At 74.1% G+C, this 16,736-nt stretch carries 12 protein-coding genes and 1 pseudogene; 2 read left to right on the top strand and 11 right to left on the bottom strand.

Annotation, left to right across the window (positions count from 1 at the left end; genetic code table 11):
* Positions 1-346 precede the first annotated feature (346 nt).
* Positions 347-664 (bottom strand): annotated as a pseudogene (locus HF526_RS34890) (transposase family protein); the annotation flags it as partial.
* Between the two features lie 337 nt (positions 665-1,001).
* Between HF526_RS34890 and HF526_RS00060 the strand changes: the two are divergent.
* Positions 1,002-1,199 (top strand): hypothetical protein, encoded by a 198-nt coding sequence (locus HF526_RS00060; RefSeq protein WP_169379095.1) that lies wholly within the window; start codon positions 1,002-1,004, stop codon positions 1,197-1,199.
* 159 nt (positions 1,200-1,358) lie between these two features.
* Here the strand turns inward: HF526_RS00060 and HF526_RS00055 are convergent, their stop codons facing one another.
* The 3 genes from HF526_RS00055 to HF526_RS00045 all read right to left on the bottom strand — a co-directional run bounded on the left by HF526_RS00055 (position 1,359) and on the right by HF526_RS00045 (position 3,045).
* Complete coding sequence (locus tag HF526_RS00055) at positions 1,359-1,790, bottom strand: ester cyclase (RefSeq protein ID WP_169379109.1); 432 nt, start codon at positions 1,788-1,790, stop codon at positions 1,359-1,361.
* A 122-nt stretch (positions 1,791-1,912) separates the two neighbouring features.
* Positions 1,913-2,077, bottom strand: coding sequence for a hypothetical protein (locus tag HF526_RS00050; RefSeq protein ID WP_169379108.1), 165 nt, complete (start codon positions 2,075-2,077; stop codon positions 1,913-1,915).
* A 410-nt stretch (positions 2,078-2,487) separates the two neighbouring features.
* Positions 2,488-3,045 (bottom strand): hypothetical protein, encoded by a 558-nt coding sequence (locus tag HF526_RS00045; protein ID WP_169379107.1) that lies wholly within the window; start codon positions 3,043-3,045, stop codon positions 2,488-2,490.
* Positions 3,046-3,183: 138 nt separating this feature from the next.
* Here HF526_RS00045 and HF526_RS00040 point away from each other — a divergent pair, with 138 nt between their 5' ends.
* Positions 3,184-5,811: a LuxR C-terminal-related transcriptional regulator gene (locus HF526_RS00040; RefSeq protein ID WP_169379106.1), complete on the top strand. Its 2,628-nt coding sequence runs from the start codon at positions 3,184-3,186 to the stop codon at positions 5,809-5,811.
* Here the strand turns inward: HF526_RS00040 and HF526_RS00035 are convergent.
* The 7 genes from HF526_RS00035 to HF526_RS00005 form a co-directional block, all read right to left on the bottom strand.
* Positions 5,799-6,416, bottom strand: a complete 618-nt coding sequence (locus HF526_RS00035; protein ID WP_169379105.1) for a hypothetical protein — start codon at positions 6,414-6,416, stop codon at positions 5,799-5,801. The genes HF526_RS00040 and HF526_RS00035 overlap by 13 nt on opposite strands.
* Before the next feature lie 8 nt (positions 6,417-6,424).
* Positions 6,425-7,879: a hypothetical protein gene (locus HF526_RS00030; RefSeq protein WP_169379104.1), complete on the bottom strand. Its 1,455-nt coding sequence runs from the start codon at positions 7,877-7,879 to the stop codon at positions 6,425-6,427.
* A 145-nt stretch (positions 7,880-8,024) separates the two neighbouring features.
* Positions 8,025-9,521, bottom strand: coding sequence for a dynamin family protein (locus tag HF526_RS00025; RefSeq protein WP_169379103.1), 1,497 nt, complete (start codon positions 9,519-9,521; stop codon positions 8,025-8,027).
* A complete protein-coding gene (locus HF526_RS00020) occupies positions 9,518-11,374 on the bottom strand; it encodes a dynamin family protein (RefSeq protein ID WP_169379102.1) in 1,857 nt (618 codons plus the stop codon). The genes HF526_RS00025 and HF526_RS00020 overlap by 4 nt, the downstream gene beginning before the upstream one ends.
* Positions 11,371-13,371 (bottom strand): Hsp70 family protein, encoded by a 2,001-nt coding sequence (locus HF526_RS00015; RefSeq protein ID WP_169379101.1) that lies wholly within the window; start codon positions 13,369-13,371, stop codon positions 11,371-11,373. Before HF526_RS00015 ends, HF526_RS00020 begins: the two co-directional genes overlap by 4 nt.
* Positions 13,372-13,377: 6 nt before the next feature.
* Entirely contained in the window at positions 13,378-13,878 is a 501-nt protein-coding gene (locus HF526_RS00010; protein ID WP_169379100.1) for a hypothetical protein, read from the bottom strand.
* Between the two features lie 136 nt (positions 13,879-14,014).
* Positions 14,015-16,621, bottom strand: a complete 2,607-nt coding sequence (locus tag HF526_RS00005; protein ID WP_169379099.1) for a hypothetical protein — start codon at positions 16,619-16,621, stop codon at positions 14,015-14,017.
* Positions 16,622-16,736: the final 115 nt, after the last annotated feature.

Genomic DNA, 16,736 nt, shown 5'->3' with positions numbered 1-16,736 from the left:
CGCGGGCGAAGTGCCTCATCGGTCGGCCTCGTTGAAGTAGATGTTGAAGTGGATGAGGTTGGGGTAGACCCTCTCGGCCCAGCTGCGCGGCGCCTGGAAGATCTCGCCGGGGAACACCGTGAAGGCGACCGGGAACGAGACCCCGGCGGCAGCCAGCCGGTCACCGGGGCCGCGGTGCCCGTCACCAACTACAGCGTGATGCTGTCGAGGATCCCGCCCCGGGTGAGGCCGTCGCCGCCAGACCGACGGGCGAATCCGTCAGGGAGTAGCCGATCGTCTGTGGCGACTGGCCCTGCTCTGCGATGTAGCCCTTCTTGAACTGTGCCCCTAGCAGTCTCCGAGACTTCTTCAGGCGGCGCCAGCAGATGATGCCGCGGGCCAGACTCACGAAGCCTCGTGGATGTCGTCGCGGTTCCCCAACGGATGCGCAGTCGGCGAAACCAGTGCAGCAGCGCGATGCTCTGCTCGACGACCCAGCGGTGGACGCCGAGCCCGGATCCGTGTCGGTGCCGCGGCGGCCGCATACCGGCGGGACGGCCTGGACCGGCGGCATGAACCGGGTGACGTCGTTGCGGTTGCCGCCGGTCAGCGACACCGCGAGGGGGATGCCATGCGTTTCGGTGATCAGATGGTGCTCGGAGCCTGGTCGGGCACGGTCGACCGGGCCGCACAGCACGCTCGCGCAGCACATCGGGGTGCTTCTTCGGTCCTGCCACAGAGACTCCACGGCCCGACGGCCATGATCACCGGTCTCCGGGCTACCCGGGGAAGCTCAATCCGCCGCTCGGCGCTGCCGCGTCGGCGCTCCCAGAGGCCGCTCGCCGCTTCGTCCCGCCGCGGAGTTTGATCACAGGTACTCTGGTCGAGTCAGGTTGGGCGGGCATCGTTACCCAGTGGACGGCATGTGCCGTGCAGGTTGCCGCCTGGCGTTTGCCTCGCACGGTCCCGGGCCAGGTTCCACCACGCCTGACGACCGCCGCGGCCGGCCGGAGGAGAATCCCATGAGCTCGGCTCGACACGGAATCGACAACGACGGCAGGTCCAGCTGGTCCGACGCTCAAGCCGCCTATCAGAGCAGCTGCACGACCCAGAGCAGGCAGGCAGCACGCGTCGTCGCCGGCCGCGCCATCGATCTCGACGACTGCACCGAACTGCTGGCCATGCTCGGGCTCGACGCACGGACGGCCCGCTCAGCTTGATGCCCGCGGGTGCCCCGGTCGCGCCCGTGCATCTCGGCGAGACGGCTGGCCGCGCCCGGAGACAGTAGCCGGCCGCGGGTCGGTGTCGAAGACTGTCGGCCGGTGTGGTCAACTACGGCAGAAGCGGCCGGTGCGACCGCGTGTGCACCGCCCGCTCTCTCATGGAGAAGCCGGGAGGAAACCCAGCTGGCCCAATATCGTCATGTTGTCCCAAGTCAGCCAGATCTCCGCAAGCTTGCTGTTCTCGACCCGGAGGTAGCCGCCAAAGTCAAACCGGGCCCTCCGACCCGATGGCGGTAATGGGCCGAACTGGCCAGTCTGCGTGCCCTCGTACGTCACCCAAAAGCCCGCCAGGTTGCCCTCGACGATGATCTGGTGGAAAGTCTGAACATTGTCCGGGAACGCGACGGTATTCTGCCGTAAGAACTCCTTGAACTCCTCGCGACTGCGGACCTTGAAATCCGGGGTGGCCTCGCAATGCCGGACGAAGTCTTCCGCGACGACGTCGTCGAGGAGATCAAGCTCCCGCGAGTTCATTATGTCTTCCAGCCGCCGAACCAGCGTCCTGATCTCCTCCGGCGTCGCATCCATCGGCTTCCAGGCCTCCTCCATCTCTGGGCTGCGGTGGCTACCTCGGGACGGTACGGACCACCGTTACCGCTTAGCTCCTGCCGACCGTGTTCTGTGATCGACGACCGGATCGAGGCCGATAGTCAGGCTCGTGGTGCTGCGGTCTTGGTGACGGCCTCCGAGCGGTCTTCCTCGGCGTCGCGGTGATGGTGGATCAGCTCGACGACGGCCAGGCGTGGCAACCTTGCTCGACTCATGCCGATTGTGACCGCTGCCGAGCTTTCCAGATCGGCATCACCTTCGATCACGAGGAACGTGTCGGAGCCGGTGACCCGGTAAGGGCGACTCGGCGCCCTCCCGAGCGGAGGGGCCGGGAACGCCCTCGTGGGAGGATGGGCACCCTCGCCCCGGCGGATCCGCCGCCGACGATCACGCCATCCGGACTGTCGTCCCCACCGCAGTCCCCTCCGATCGTCTGATCTGACCGCGATCCGTCCATCCCGTGACCGCTGGCGATGACGTGATCCGCGTGCCGGCCAGGAGCGGGCGGCCCCCACTCGCGCGGACCACCGACGGCGTGTGCCCCATCCTTGGTGGGCGACGGGACCACGGTCCTCACCCGCCGGGCATGATTGTTGATGCCTCTCGACGGTCGACCCGTCCGATCGGGATCTGGCCGCTCGGGCCCGGCGTTATCACCGGCGACGTCAGGTGGTGTCTACAGCCGGTCCCGGACCAGCCCGATCATGCGGGCCGCCGTCGGCCGGTCGGCGTCGGTCATCACGTCGGTGACCACCTGCAGGTCGCAGGCCCGGCCGTCGACGGCGAACTCCGCGACGTTGTTGGGCGCGAACCGGATGCCCGCCGGCCCGGGCTCGGTCGGGCCGTAGTCCCCCGGCTCGGGCAACCGGTCGCCGGGCGCGGTACCCGCCCGCCCGATCCTGACGGTGATCGACGAGTAGGTCTCGTCGTTGCGCCAGTAGCACGATCCGGCCCCGATCCCCGGGTCCAGCCGGCCGCCGTTGTGCGCGCCGATCACCGCGGTCACCTCCTCGGAGGTGAGCAGCCGGCACACGTCGATCGGCGGCTCGGCCGGGACCCCCGGGACCTGCGGGATCTCCGGGATCTCCGGGACCCCGGCGCCCGGGTTCACGCCGGCTGCCTGCGGAGCCGCGGTCCCGCCGCACCCGGCCAGTGCGAGGAGCAGGACTACGAGTACGAGCACGCCACGGGGGAGCGTCGCCCGGCTGGGGATCGGGCAGCGCGGATCGGTCATGGGGAGGCCTCCGGTCGGGGGGACGGATGGTGGGCCCACGATGTCCCATGCCGTGTCGCGCCGTCTTGCGTAGCGGGGTACCTGTTCGTTCCGGACTCGGCCTTCCGGTGGATCCCCCTGGCGAAGCAGACTCCTCTGGTGATCAGCACGGATGGCACTGCATGGCCGCTGACCGGACGCGAGGCGGAGCTGCGGTCGATGGCCGGGGCACTCAGCCGGGCCGGCGGGGTCGTGCTCGCCGGGCCGGCCGGTGTCGGCAAGACCCGGCTGGCCCGCGCAGCGCTGGCCGACCGTACCCCGGACCGGGTGCGCTGGGTGGCCGCGACGGAATCGTCCCGGGAGGTTCCGCTGGCCGCGTTCGTGCCGGTGCTGGGCGAGGAGTTGAGCGGGGCCACCGGTGCACTACCACTGGCCGCCGCACACGCCGCGCTGCGCATGCGCTCCCACGCCGTGCTCGGCGTGGACGACGCACACCTGCTCGACGACGTCTCGGCGACGCTGCTGCACCAGCTGGCGGTGGCGGGCGAGACTCCGATGGTGGTCACGGTCCGCACCGGGGCCCCGGCACCGGCCGCGGTGACCGCGCTGTGGAAGGACGGCCTGCTGGCCCGGCTCGACCTGTCGCCGTTGACCGGTGAGCAGACCGGGGCGCTGGTCGGCGCGGTGCTCGGCGGTCGGCTCGACGGCGACAGCATCCGCCGGCTTCACGCGGTGACTGCCGGGAACGTGCTGTGGCTGCGGCACCTGGTCGACGGCGAGCTCGCCGCCGGCCGGTTCGTCGAGACCGCGGGGGTGTGGCACTGGGCCGATGCGCCGCGGATCACTCCCGCGCTCGCCGAGCTGATCGACACCCGGATCGGTGCGCAGCCGCCCGGGGTGGGCGAGGTGCTCGAACTGCTGGCGATCGGCGAGCCGCTCGGCGTGCCGCTGCTCGAGAAGGTGGTCGGGCCGGTCGAGGTCGAGGACGCGGTCGCGCGCGGGTTGGTCACCGTCGACACCACCGGACCCCGGTGGGAGGCCCGGCTGGCGCACCCGCTCTACGGAGAGGTGCTGCGAGCGCGCAGCGGACCGATGCGGGCCCGGCGGCTGCGCGGCATCCTCGTCGAGGCGATGGCCGCCCCCGGCGGGTGGCAGGCCGGTGACGTGCTGCGCCGCGCGGTGCTCGCCCTGGAGAGCGACCTGGCCCCCGAACCGGGTCTGTTGTTCGCGGCAGCCGCCCGTGCCCTGGAGCTCACCGACCTGCCGCTGGCCGAGCGGCTGCTCCGCGGGTCCTGCGCCGCGGCACCGGCGTTCGACCCGCAGCTGACGCTGGCCTTCACCCTGGGCTGGCAGTTCCGCGCGGCGGAGGCCGAGCAGGAGTACGCCGCTGCGGCGGCTCTGGCCACGACCGAGGAGCAGCGGGTACGGGTCGCCCACGCCCGGGCGTCCAACCTGTACTACATCCTGAACCGGCTCGACGATGCCGAAGCGGTGCTCGCCGACGTGGAGCGGGTCTCGCCGGCCGCCGCGCTGGACATGCAGGGCATGCGCGCCCACCTGGCCGTCGGGGGCGACCGGCTGGCCGACGCCGAGCGAGCGGCACGACGGGTGCTCGACGCGGGGCGGACCTTGCCGCAGGCCGAGGCATACGCGGCCTGGGCGCTGCTCGGGGTGCTGACCCTCACCGGCCGGCACGACGAGGCCCCGGCGCTGGCAGGCCGGGCCGTCGCCGCCGCGTTGCGGGCACCGGAGACGGCCGCGCTGCAGGTCAACATCGCCTACTGGGAGCTGTTCGGGTTGGGTCTGGCCGGGCGGCCGGGCCTGGTGCGCGAGCGCATCGCCGAGCTCGGTGCGTCGCTGACCGGGAGGTTCCTGTCGTTGTTCCTGCCGGTCCTCGAGGGCTGGCTCGCCCTGGTCGAGGGCCGCCCCGGGCCGGCGGCGCGGCTGCTCGCCGAGTTCCGCCCGCACTTCCCGGGCTCCGGCGGGGGCTGGACGACGATTCTGGAGACCACGCTGGCCCACGCGCTGGGCATGTGCGGCGACGTCGACGGCGCCCGCGAGGCGGTGCGTCGGGCTCAGCAGGGCCGGCACCCGGGTATCCGGTTCGAGGAGCCGCGGCTGACCCTGGCGCAAGCCTGGGCGACCGCGGCCGAAGGTGCGGTCAGCCTGGCGGTCGAGCGGGCCCGGCGGGCTGCCGCGCAGGCCGCCGGGTCGGGACAGTGGGCCGTGGAGGTGCTGGCCAGGCAGACCGCGGTCGGCTTCGGGGACCGTGCGCAGGCTGCCCGGCTGGCGGAGCTGGCCCGCCGTGTGGACGGTCCGCGTGCGCCGGCCGCCGCCGAACACGCCCGGGCGCTGGCCGACGGTGACGTCGAGGCGCTGCTGCTCGCGTCGGAACGGTTCGAGAGCGCCGGCGTGGTGCTGTCCGCCGCCGAGGCCGCCGCGCAGGCCGCCGAGCTGTGCCGGCAGCGTCATGACCTGGGCGGACAGGCCGCTGCGGCCCGGCGGGCGGCGCTGCTGGCCGCGTCCTGCGAGGGAGCGCGCACCCCGGCGCTGGTCGCGGCCGCCCGGCCCTTCCCGATCACCGAACGGGAGCGGGAGGTCGCGACCCTGGCGGCCGCCCCGCTGTCGAACCGGGAGATCGCGCTGCGGCTCGGCATCTCGGTGCGCACCGTGGAGGGTCACGTCTACCGGGCGTGCACGAAGCTCGGGGTGGGCGACCGGGCCGCGCTGGCCGCGCTGGTGGCCGGCGTGCCGGACGAGCGGCTACGGGATGCTCAGGAGCAGTAGCGGCCGGCCAGTTGCCGGGCCTTCTCCAGGGCGAACGCGGCATGAGCCTCGATCACCCCGGGCGGGGTCGCCGGCGCGCCGACCGTGACCAGGTGGTCGACGCCGCCTGCGGTGCAGCCGACCTCGGCGAACGTGACGTTCACCGCGGAGTAGGCGCCGGTTCCGAGCCCCGCTTCGTCGGCAACGACCACGTTGGGTTGGGTCGCGGTCTCCCGCGCGAACGCGAGGGAACCCTCGGTGTGCGCGAGCAGGTCGAGCCGGACGCTGTACTCGGAGTCCGGGTCGGTGCCGGTCTGGCCGTACAGGCACCGCTGTGGCCCGATCGCGTTGTCCACCCACTCGAGGGTGGTGCGTCGGTCGACGGTCTCCTCGGCGACCGGCAGGGTCAGCAGGCTGCAGGCGTCCAGGTTGGATGGTGCGGCTCCCGCGCCGTCGTCGGCCGGTTGTCCCGGGACGTCGAGCAGGCCGGTCGGCTCCGACGCGGCCGAGCGTGCTGCGCCCGGCTCGGGGGCCGCCGGCCCCGGCGTCGGCGACTGGCAGCCGGCGACGGCGCCGAGCAGCGCGAGCGCGCACAGCCGGTGCGCGAGACGGTGGGCATGCGCCACGGTTCTCCTCAGGTCGATCCTGCGAGGCAGATCGGGGACTGCGGCAGGGTCTGTTTGCGGCTGGCGATCGAACTCTCCCGTTCGGTCGTGAGCTCCACCTTCGGCTTGACCCAGCCCGGCAGCTTCGGGAGCAGTTCTCTCAGGGTCGGGTCGCTGATCCCGAGGGCGAGCCCCGCGGCACCCTTGATGTCGAGCGCCGCGTTCACGCACCGGGCGTAGGGGACGCCCAGGGCCGACCCGTTCGTCACGCCGACGGAGAACGAAAGCTTGAGGTAGGGGCCCGCGGCGAAGCCCGGGACGCCGATGCCGACCAGCACCCGTTGCTCGGCGGCGAACACCAACCCGACCGGGGCCAGGGAGATCCCGGTGATGGAGTCGATGATGCTCCTCTGCACGCCGAACTCGGGGACCGTCAGGGAACCCCCGGAGATCCCGAGCGCGCCCTTCACCGTCCACACCCCACCCGCCGTGAGCGTGTCGTTGCGCCCACCGAAGGCGGTGATGACGATCAGCTTCGACTTGACGTTGAGCACGGTCGGGACCTCGCCCGGGATGTAGAGCGTGTTGTCCACCGGTAGCTCGATGCGGACCTTGCCGTTGTCGGACGCGCCGCCCGCCGCGCCGGCGGCGATGTCGACCGCGATCGACTCCAGGCCCTCCAGTGCGGCGTCGAACGAGCCGACCCGGCCGTTCGCGATCGTTGTGTCGGTGCGCAGCCGCAGGTTCCGGACGCCGATCGCGAGGTCGATGAACACCTTGAGCCGGTCGGTCGCGGGGGTGCCGACCTTCAGCTCGAGCTTGCCTGCGCTGTAGGCGGTCTTGACGATCCAGCTGCCGACGCCGACCTCCGCCCCGTTCTTCACCGGCGGCGGGAGCGGCCGGGACGCGGCCGCGGCCGCGACGGCCGGACCACCAGGACGGAAGGCGGACGGCCGCACGATCGGCCCGGTGCCGGGGAAGCCGGGTTCGGGGTCGGCCTCAGGATCGGCGAGAGCCCCGGGCCGGTCCGGAATCACCTGGAACTGCATCTGCGACGGGTCGATCGCGGTGTCGATGCGCAGCCGGCCGTCCCGGATCACCTCGGTGAGCTCGACCGGCGCCAGGAGCACGTGGACGTCCCCGTCGCCGGTGGGCGTCAGCTCGACGACGCGGCCCACCGCGCGGCTGGTCGCGAACATGACACTTCCCGGCCGGAGGTCGTCGACACCAGGGGCGTCACCGTCGAGCACCCAGGTCAGGCCGTCCGCGCCGGCCGAGTGAACCGGGTTCACGCCACCGCCGACCACCACCACGTCGGGCTGGTAGGTGAAGCCCACCGGCCGCTCCTTGGCGGCGTGACCGTAGAGCCGGGTCGTCGCGTCGTCGGACGGGGTGTCCCCCACGGCGCCCGGTGCGCTGCAGCCGGTGGCGAGGAGCAGCACCACGATGCCCATCCGAGTCAGCCACCAGCGCCCGTTCGCCACAGCGAGATCGTCCCGGCGGCGCCGCCGGCGGTCACGCGTAGCGCACTACGCATCTTCCCGCAGCGATGCCGGCCGGCGGCCAGCCGCCCCGGTCCGGCGACGCCACCAGGTGACGTGGCGGCCCGCATCGTCCCCGACCGAGCGCTCACCCCGCGCCGGCGGCGTGGGCCTGCTCAGCCTGCCGGGTCACCGCCTCGCAGGACCGGACGAGGATCCGCGCCGCTCGCACGGTGTCGGGACCGGCGAACGGGCTCTCGCTGCGGCGTTGCCAGCGTTCGAGCTCGGCCCGCGCGGCGGCGGCCACGACCTGCGGCGCGGACCAGGGGTCCAGGCCCAGCCGCGCCGTGTGGTCGGGACCGTGCGCGCCGAGCACCCGCTCGGCGGCGTCGATCTCGCCGTCGGACAGGTCGAGCTCCGCCCGGCGGAGCACGCTGAGCAGGCCCGCCTCGGCGAGCTCGTGCGCACCGGCGGTCAGCGCCTCCAGCCGGGCCGCCAGCGCCTGCACCGCCGGGTCCTCCGGGTGCTCGCGGAGCAGGTCATCCAGCGCCCGCAACGCGGCCCTGGCCTTGAGCAGGTCCCGGCGGGGCGCGAGGCGGTTCAGCAGCACCTGGCGCAGGTCGTCCAGCCCGCTGGCCCGGACCAGTGCCCGGCCGAGCTCTGTCGCGCCCCGAGCCCGCCCCTCCCGGAGCAGGTGCAGCGCCAGGCGGACCCCGAACACGCCGATCCGGTCGAGCAGGTGCCGCCGCACCTGCGGGCCCACCCCGCCCGGGTCGGCCGGGGTCGGCCCGGCGAACGTGGTCGCGTCCAGCAGCAGGTCGTCGACGACCGTCCGGTCCGCGCCGGCGAGTGCCGCCAACGCGGCCGCGTCGTCCTCGGTGAACGTCGCACCGCCCTGGGCGAGCAGCGCCGAGACGGGCAGCACGGTCGAGCACAGCCCGCGCAGCCGGGGATCGCGCCGGTAGCGCTCGGCGACCCGGATCCCCGACTCCATGGCGTCGAGGCGCCCCGCCCCGACCTCGTCGGCCCGGGACAGCACGCCCACGCAGTGCACCGGCGACGGGGCGGTGCTGCGGTCCGCCGAGAAGGCCTCCAGGAAGTTGAGGTCGGCGCTGTGCACGTGCCGGAGCAGATAGACGACCGCGTCGGCGACCCCGGCCCGGCCGCCGGCGCCGAGAGCGCGGGCGGTGCGGCGCGAGACGCCCTCGTGGACCGAGTCGATCCCGGGCGTGTCGATCAGGGCGAAGGGCCGCAGCGCCGCCGAGGGCCAGTCGACCAGGATGCGCTCGACGTCCTCGGCCGACCGTCCGGCGAGGTCCACCTGCAGCGCGCCGTTCTCCCGCCGGTAGGCCGCGGGCAGCGGCTCGCCGCCGTGGGGCTGGACCAGCACCCGCGGTGCCGGGCCCTCGCGGTACCAGGTGACCACCCGGGTGCACTCCCCGGCGTCGGTCGGTGCGAGCTCGGCGCCGACCAGCGCGTTGAGCAGGGTCGATTTACCGGCCTTGACCCGTCCGGCGATCGCGATGCGCATCGGTTCGTCGAGCCGGGCGCGGACGGCGGCGATCTCCTGGCCGCGGGTGGTGCCCGCGAACGCCAGTGCCGCCGCGTCGAGCAGGTGGCGGAGTTCGGTCATCAGCGGGCTCACGGCGTCACCCCGGTGGTCGTGCGGGCCTCGGCGGCCGTCCCGCGCGGCGGGGCGGCGGCGAGGGCGGTCCGCGTGCTGCCGACGTCGGTCCGCAGCGCAGTCAGCCTGCGCAGCGTCGCGTCGATCTCGGCGGTGCGCGCGTCGCGGCCGGTCTGGGCCGTCGTTCCCGCCTTCTGGGCGGCCTTGACCGCGGCGTCGAGCGAGGCCTGCAGCTCCTCGGCGCGGGCGGTGAAACCGTCCCTGAGCTCGCGGTGCAGGCCGCGGACGGCGTCGCGGGTCAGCTTCGTCTCGGCCAGCGTCAGCTCGTCGACGAGCTTGCGGGCAGTCGTCCGTGCAGTGGTGCGGCGCTGGGCCAGTTGGCGCTTGGACTCGTCGCGGAGGGCCTTGGCCCCCATCCCGATCCCGGCGACGATCGTGACCGGGTTGACCGCGGCGAACCCGATGAGCGAGCCGAGCAGCCCGAACATCATCACGCTGCTCGTGGCGCCCTTGAGGGCGGTCAATGCCTTGCCGCCGATGCCCGCCCGGGAGAGCTCGAGGTCACCCGACGCGAGGGCCGGGTCGCCGGCGGCTCGCGCGCCGACGTCGCCGATGCCCACCTCCAGCACCGCGCCGCGGGCGGCGAAGTGCTCGGCGACGGACCGGGCCACGGCGGCCGCCCTCTCCTGGAGCAGCGTGCGGTGGGCGGCCAGCTCCTCGACGACGCGCCGGCCGAGCTGCTCGCGGATCTCGTCCCAGGTCTCGGCCGGGTCGCCCGCGTCGACGGCGTCCTCGATCTCCTTGAGCACGGCGCGCAGCCGGGTCCGCACGTCGTACTCGGCGTCGGAGGTCAGGGCGCTGATCCCGTCGCCCAGGACCTGCTGCCAGCGGGCGGTGCCGCGGCGCAGCTGGTCGGCGCGGTGGCGGGCCTCGGCCAGCTCGGTGGCCACCCGGGCGGCTGCCTCCGGGGACCGCAGCGCGGCACGCTCGGCCCGGCAGTGCTCCACGAGCTGGGTGAGGACGTCCTCGGCCTCGTCCAGGGCCTGCGCGGCCGGGTCGGTCGAGGCGACCCGCCCGCGCAGCTCACGGGTCAGCGCTGCGTAACCGGACCGGGCGTTGAGCTCGCGGTCGTCACGCTGCAGCGCGAGCCGGCGCAGCGTCGCCGAGGTCGGGATGATCGGCATCCCGGCCAGTCCCGCCTCGTCGAGGTGCCGGCGGTTGATCTCCGCGATCCGCTGCCAGTGTCGGGTGAGGTCGGTCTTGGTCAGGGCCAGCAGCACGTGGGCGCCGGTGTCCGCGGCGCGGCGCAGGAACTGCAGCTCCCCCGCTGTCAGCTCCTGGGTCGCGTCGGTGACGGCGACGACGACGCTCGACCGCTCGGCCATCGCCAGCGCCAGCGCCGCGGCGGGTGAGCCGATCCCGCCGCTGCCCGGGGTGTCCACGATCGCGATGCCCTGCTGCAGCAGTGCGCGGGGGATGGCGATCTGCACCCAGCGAACCCCGTCGGCGGCACCGCCGGCTGCGACCCGCTGGGCCTCCGCGAGCCGGACCGGGCGCAGCGCGGGCCGCCCCTGCTCGGTCTCGTCACCGTCCACCGCGAGCGCGGCGGCGACCTTGTCCCCGTGCAGGAGGATGCAGGGCACGGAGGTCGCGATGTCGTCGTCGACGGGGCAGACCTCGGCTCCGACCAGCGCGTTGACCAGCGAGCTCTTGCCCTGCTTGTAGTCGCCCATCACGAGCACCTGCCGCTCGGGTGTGCGCAGGCGGACCTCCGCGCGCGCCAGCCGCTCGGCCAGGTCGGTGCGCCCCGCGGAGCGCGCCGCCTCGCCCACGACGGCCACGAGGCCCGCGACGCTCTCGACGGTGGCGCTCATCGGGGTACCGCCACGCAGACGGCGGAAGCCGGGTCGAGGACGAGGTCGTGCGCGTCCGCGACGAGGGCGCACAGCTTGGCATCGGGCCTCCGGAAGGGGATGTCCGGGAACACGAAGGCCGGCGGCTGCGCACCGTAGTAGAGGCCTCCGTAGCGGCCGTACCGTGGGTACGTGTCGACGCCGATCGACTCCGGGTGCTGGTCGTCGTAGAAGAAGTCGGCCCGCAGCGGCAGCGGGGTGCCCGCGGGCGCCTCGCCGTCGATCCGGAATTGGATGATCACGCCGTTGGCGGAGTCACGCTCGATCTTCGTGAAGACCACCCGCGGGGCCCCGGCGGCCCCGCCGCTGCCGGTCGCACCGCCGCCGGCTGCGGCGGGCGAACCGGCCGGGTCCCCGGAGGACCGGTCGCCCAGCAGCATGAACACGGTCACGCCCCCGGCGACGAGCAGCAGCGCGGCGGCGACGGCCCCGAGGACGAGACCGCGGCGCGGGCGGCGGGCGGCGGGCCGCGGTGCGGCCGCGGCGGCGCCGCTCGGGCCGCTGCCGACGAGCCCGGCACCGATCGGGCCGGCGGACATCGGGCCGGCGGAGATCGGGCCGGCGGAGATCGGACCGGCGGAGATCGGACCGGTGCCGTCGGCAGGCACACCCGGGCCGGAGCCGATCGGGCTGGTTCCGTTCCCGCCAGGACCATCCGGGCCGGGACCATCCGGACCGGGACCGTTCGGGCCAGGGCCGTTCGGGCCGGGACCGATCTGGCCGGGACCGACCAGCCGGAGGCCCTTCGGGCCGGGACCGGACGCGGCATCGGCGGGCACGGCACTGCCGGTCGCCGTCGTGGCCTGGGCGGGCGCCGCGGCCACGACGGCAGGGCCGGCCGGCGCGGGCAGGCCCGGCGGACCGGGACGAGGCGGCGGGGCGGGCGAGGAGGCCGCGTCCACCCCTGCCGCCGCGAGCGCGGCACCGAGCGCGATCGAATGCTTGGGATGCGCGTCCACCGCGACCGGGCGGCGCAGCTCCTCGGTCACCAGGCGCGCCACCAGGGGCATCCGGGAGCCGCCCCCGACCAGCAGGACCGCGGCGAGGTCCTCCGCCTCGACCGTCGCCGAGCGCATCGTCCGACGCAGGGCCGTCACGGTGTCCCCGAGCACCGGCCCGACCATCGACTCGAGCTCCGCTCGGGTGAGGCGCACCTCGGTGACCAGTCCTGGCAGCAGAACCGGGATCGACACCTCGAGATCGCTCGACAGCGCCTCTTTGGCGCGCACGCACTCCTCCTGCAACCGGGCCATGGCCTTGACCGCCGCCGGGTCGGCCGGGTCGAGACCGGTCAGCGCGTCGCCGAGCACCCGGCGCACGTGGGCTCGCACGGCCGCGTCGATGTCGACGCCCCCGAACCGTTCGAGGCCGTCGGGCCGGCCGACCGTCTGGAAGCCGTCGGCGGTCTTGCGCAGGACGGTCGCGTCGAACGTGCCGCCGCCCAGGTCGTACACCGCGACCGTGGCCCCGGCGGGCACACGGTTGCGGCTGCCGTAGTGCAGCGCCGCGGCGGCCGGCTCGGGGAGCAGTCGGACGTCGTCGAGACCGCAGAGCCGGGCGGCCTCGAGGTAGAGGTCGGTCTTGTACGGCCCCCAGCTCGCCGGGTGCGTCAGCGCGACCCGGGCCGGGGGGCCGCCCTGCCGCTCACTCACCTGGTCGAGCACCGCCCCCAGCAGCCGTGCGGTGAGCGCGGACGGGGGCCAGGGCATGCCGCCGAGGATGAGCGGCTCCGGGTCGCCCATGCGGCGTTTGAACTCGCGGGCCAGGCGGGTCGGGTCCGCGGCCCCCCGGCGCAGGGCCTGGTCACCGACCAGGACACCACCGTCGCCGTCGGCGAACACCGCCGAGGGCAGGGTCGGGGCGTCCATGCCGAATGTGACGACGGCGGCCTGCCCGTCCTCGTAGACCGCGGCGGCGGTGCGCGTCGTCCCGAGGTCGACGCCGAGTGCGTAGGTCATCAGCGGCTATCCGATCTCGTCGAAGTCGAGGTCGAGGTCGGCCTCGGCGGGCGACTCGTCCCGGTCCGGCTCCGCCTCGTCGTCGAGCGGCTCGGGCAGCGGGTCGACCCACGGCTCGGCCTCCGCCTCGGGGTCGGGCACCGGGCCGGCGGGTGGGTCCGCGACGAGTTCGGTCGCGCCCGGCGCGTCGGCGACGAGCGGCGCGACGGTCGGTGCCGCGTCGAGGGGTGGCTCGTCGGGTGGAAAGTCGTCGAGGTCCGGCTCGGCGGGCGGGAGGTCGTCCGCGGCCGCCTCTGCGAGTGAAACGTCCTGGGCGTCGAGCCCGCCCCCGCCGGCCAGCGGGTCGGTCCCGTAGAAGATGCCGTCCTCGGCACCGTCGTCCTCGGGGCCGGCCGCGAGGACCCCGGCCGTGCCGGACAGCGCAGCGGGGCCGAGGTGGGCTTCCGGGTCGGGCCCCAGCTCGACGCCGATGTCATCGGAGATCCTGCTGCCGTCCAGGGCGCCCATGCCGCCGACGCTACGGAGATCGACTTCGGGACGAATCGGGGAACCCCCTAGCATTGCGACCCCTCTTGACTCGGTCGTGGCTGCGGCAGCGCCGGTGAGGAGGGGGCCTCCTCACCGGCGCGTCCGGGGTGTGCGGTCAGCCGACCGCGTCCATGTCGGACTCGCACTCGTGCTCGGGCTGCTCGGCCGCTTCCTCCTCCGCGTGCACGGGCTCCTCGGCGTCCAGCGGCTCGGGCATCGGGTCGGCCTCGGCGACCGGCTCCTCGTACTCCGGCTCCTCGTACTCCGGCTCCTCGTGCTCCGGCTCCTCGTGCTCCGGCGATTCGGCCGCCGGGGCCTCCGCGACCGGCCCCTCGACCACGGAATCCCGGGTGATCGGCTCCTCGGCCACCGGAGCCTCGACGGCCTCCTCCTGCACCAGCGGCGCCTCGTCGGCCCGCACCGGCTCCTCCATCGGCGGCGCCCCGTGCTCCTCCAGCCCCGCCGGCGGCTCGACCGGGGGCACGCTGCCGTAACCGAAGTCGTCGTAAGCCGAGTAGTCCTCCGGCGAGGACGGCAGCGGCTCCAGCCCATCCGGTGGCTCAACCGGCGGGACCGTGCCGTAACCGAAGTCGTCGTAGGCCGAGTAGTCCTCCGGCGAGGGCGGCAGCGGCTCCAGCCTCGCCGGCGGCTCGACCGGGAAAGGCACACCGCCGAGGTCGAGGCTCCGCAACCCGGGCAGGCCCGACCCCAGGTCGATGCCGTCCGGCGGCTCCGGCGGAAGCGGCTGCGGATTCAACTCCACCGGCCCGGGGTCCACCGGACCGACCGGGAAGGGCACACCGCCGAGGCCGAGGCCGTCCGGCACCTGCAGGCCCGGCCCGGGGTCGGATCCGCCCACGATGATGATGCCGGCCTCGCCACCGTCCGGCGGCTCGGGCGGAAGCGGCTGCGGGTTGAGGGAGATCGGGCCGATGTCCCGGGTGGCCCCGATCAGCGAGGGGTCGAGCCTCCCGCCGACGCCGGTGGTGATCTCATGGGCCCAGTCGGGAACGGAGCCGATCGGAGCGGCGTCCGCGGGGATACCGCCGGGCTCGGCGGCGGTCATGGCGGAGCTGATGGCAGAAGTGACGGCTTCCTCGGCGTCGGACGCCAGGTCGTCCGGAAGGACGTTCCCGAGATCCACATCGCCGGGAAGGATGTCGCGGAGCTCATCGGGAACGAGGTCGCCGAGGCCCAGATCGCCCGGGTCGAGCTCGCCGCGCTGGGCGCCGTCGACCAGGTCGTCGAGCGTCTCGCGGCCGATGCCGGTGTTGTCCCCGACCCAATCGGTGACCACGGGCTGGACCGCATCGACGACGTCGTCCGCGTCGAGACCGCTCAGGTCCCCGCCCTGGACGCCGTCGATCGCGCCGTCGATGCTCGTGGGATCGATGCCCGTCGCTCCGCCCAACGTGCCGGAGACGACGGGCTGCACGGCGTCGACGATGTCGTCGATGTCGTCGACGTCGAGGTCCGACAGGTCGATGTCCGTCGGGTCGAGGTCCGACAGGTCGCCGCCGCCGCCGATGAACCCGATCCCCGCATCGGCGGCACTGCCGAGGGCGTCGCCGAGGGCGTCGGCGGCCTCCTTGCCGAGGATGGGTTCCAGCGCGTCCGCGATCTCGTCGCCCAGGCTCTCGCCCGGCGACTCGCCGGTGGCCGCCTCGTAGCCGGTCTGCCCCGCCGTGACACCGATCCCGACGGCACTGACCCCGCCGGTCGCGGCGGCCTTCACGGCCTCGATGACGACGTCGGGCGCGACCTCGCCGATCCGCTCGGCGGCCTCCTGCCCGACGATCGGCTCGTAGGTCGCCTCGATCGTCTCGCCGAACGCCTCACGCGCGGACTCCTCGAACTCGTTCTCCTGCTCCGGGGTGGCGTCGAAGGCCGGGGCATGCGGGATCGAGTTCACTGCGGGGTTCGTGGGGTCGAGCGCGGGGCCGCCGTAGGCGCTCAACCCGCCGTCGGAGTACGCCTCGGACACGTCGTCGCCGTAGGCGTCCGTCGCGGCGTCGGCGAAGCGGCCGATGGCGGCGCCACCGTCCTGCCCGACGAGGGGATCCGCCGCCGAGCTCGCGAGGTCACCGGCGATGGCCCCGGGGTCGAGACCCCGGTCGGCCGCCGCTGCGTAGACGTCCCTGCCCATCCCCACGCCGGCCCCGACCGAGGCGATGTCTCCGATCGTGTCGGCGATGTCGCCGTCCACGCCGATGTCGCGTGCCACGTCCTCGGCGACGTCCCCGGCGGCACCGGCTGCCTGGCCGATTCCGTAGGTGGCGGCGGCCGAGGCACCGCCCGTGGCGAAGATGACTGCCCCTTCGCCGACGGCCTCGCCGACGTCCCGCGCCAGGTCCTCGCCGAGGATCGGCTCCGCGATGCGCTCGAACCCGGTGCCGATCTGGTCCTTGACGATCGCGACGCCCTCACCGGCCCGGTCGATCACGCTGGTCCCGACGTCGTAGCTCCACTCGGCCGCGTCCGAGATCACCCCCACGCCGGTCTCCGCGAGGCCGCCGAGCAGCGCCGCGCCGTCCGTGACGATGCCGACGGCGCCGTCGGCCACGTCCGTCGCGGCCCCACCGACCGCCCCGGCTGCGTCGCCGATCGCCTCGCCGACGTCCTCCGCCGCGTCGCCCACGGCGTCGACCACGTCACCCGCCGCGTCGCCCACGGCGTCGACCGCGCCGCCGACCCCGTCAACGATGTCGTCCAGCCACCCCATCGTCCTCACCGCTCCTCACCCTGTCGTCCTGCGTGGTGATCGACGCTACGAACGGGCGGCCACCGAGGAATCGGGGAAGCCCCTACGCAGGACGACAGGGTGAGGAGCGGTGAGG

Source organism: Pseudonocardia acidicola (genome assembly GCF_012911935.1).
GTDB lineage: Bacteria > Actinomycetota > Actinomycetes > Mycobacteriales > Pseudonocardiaceae > Pseudonocardia > Pseudonocardia acidicola.
This window is presented reverse-complemented; position numbering and strand designations above follow the sequence as displayed.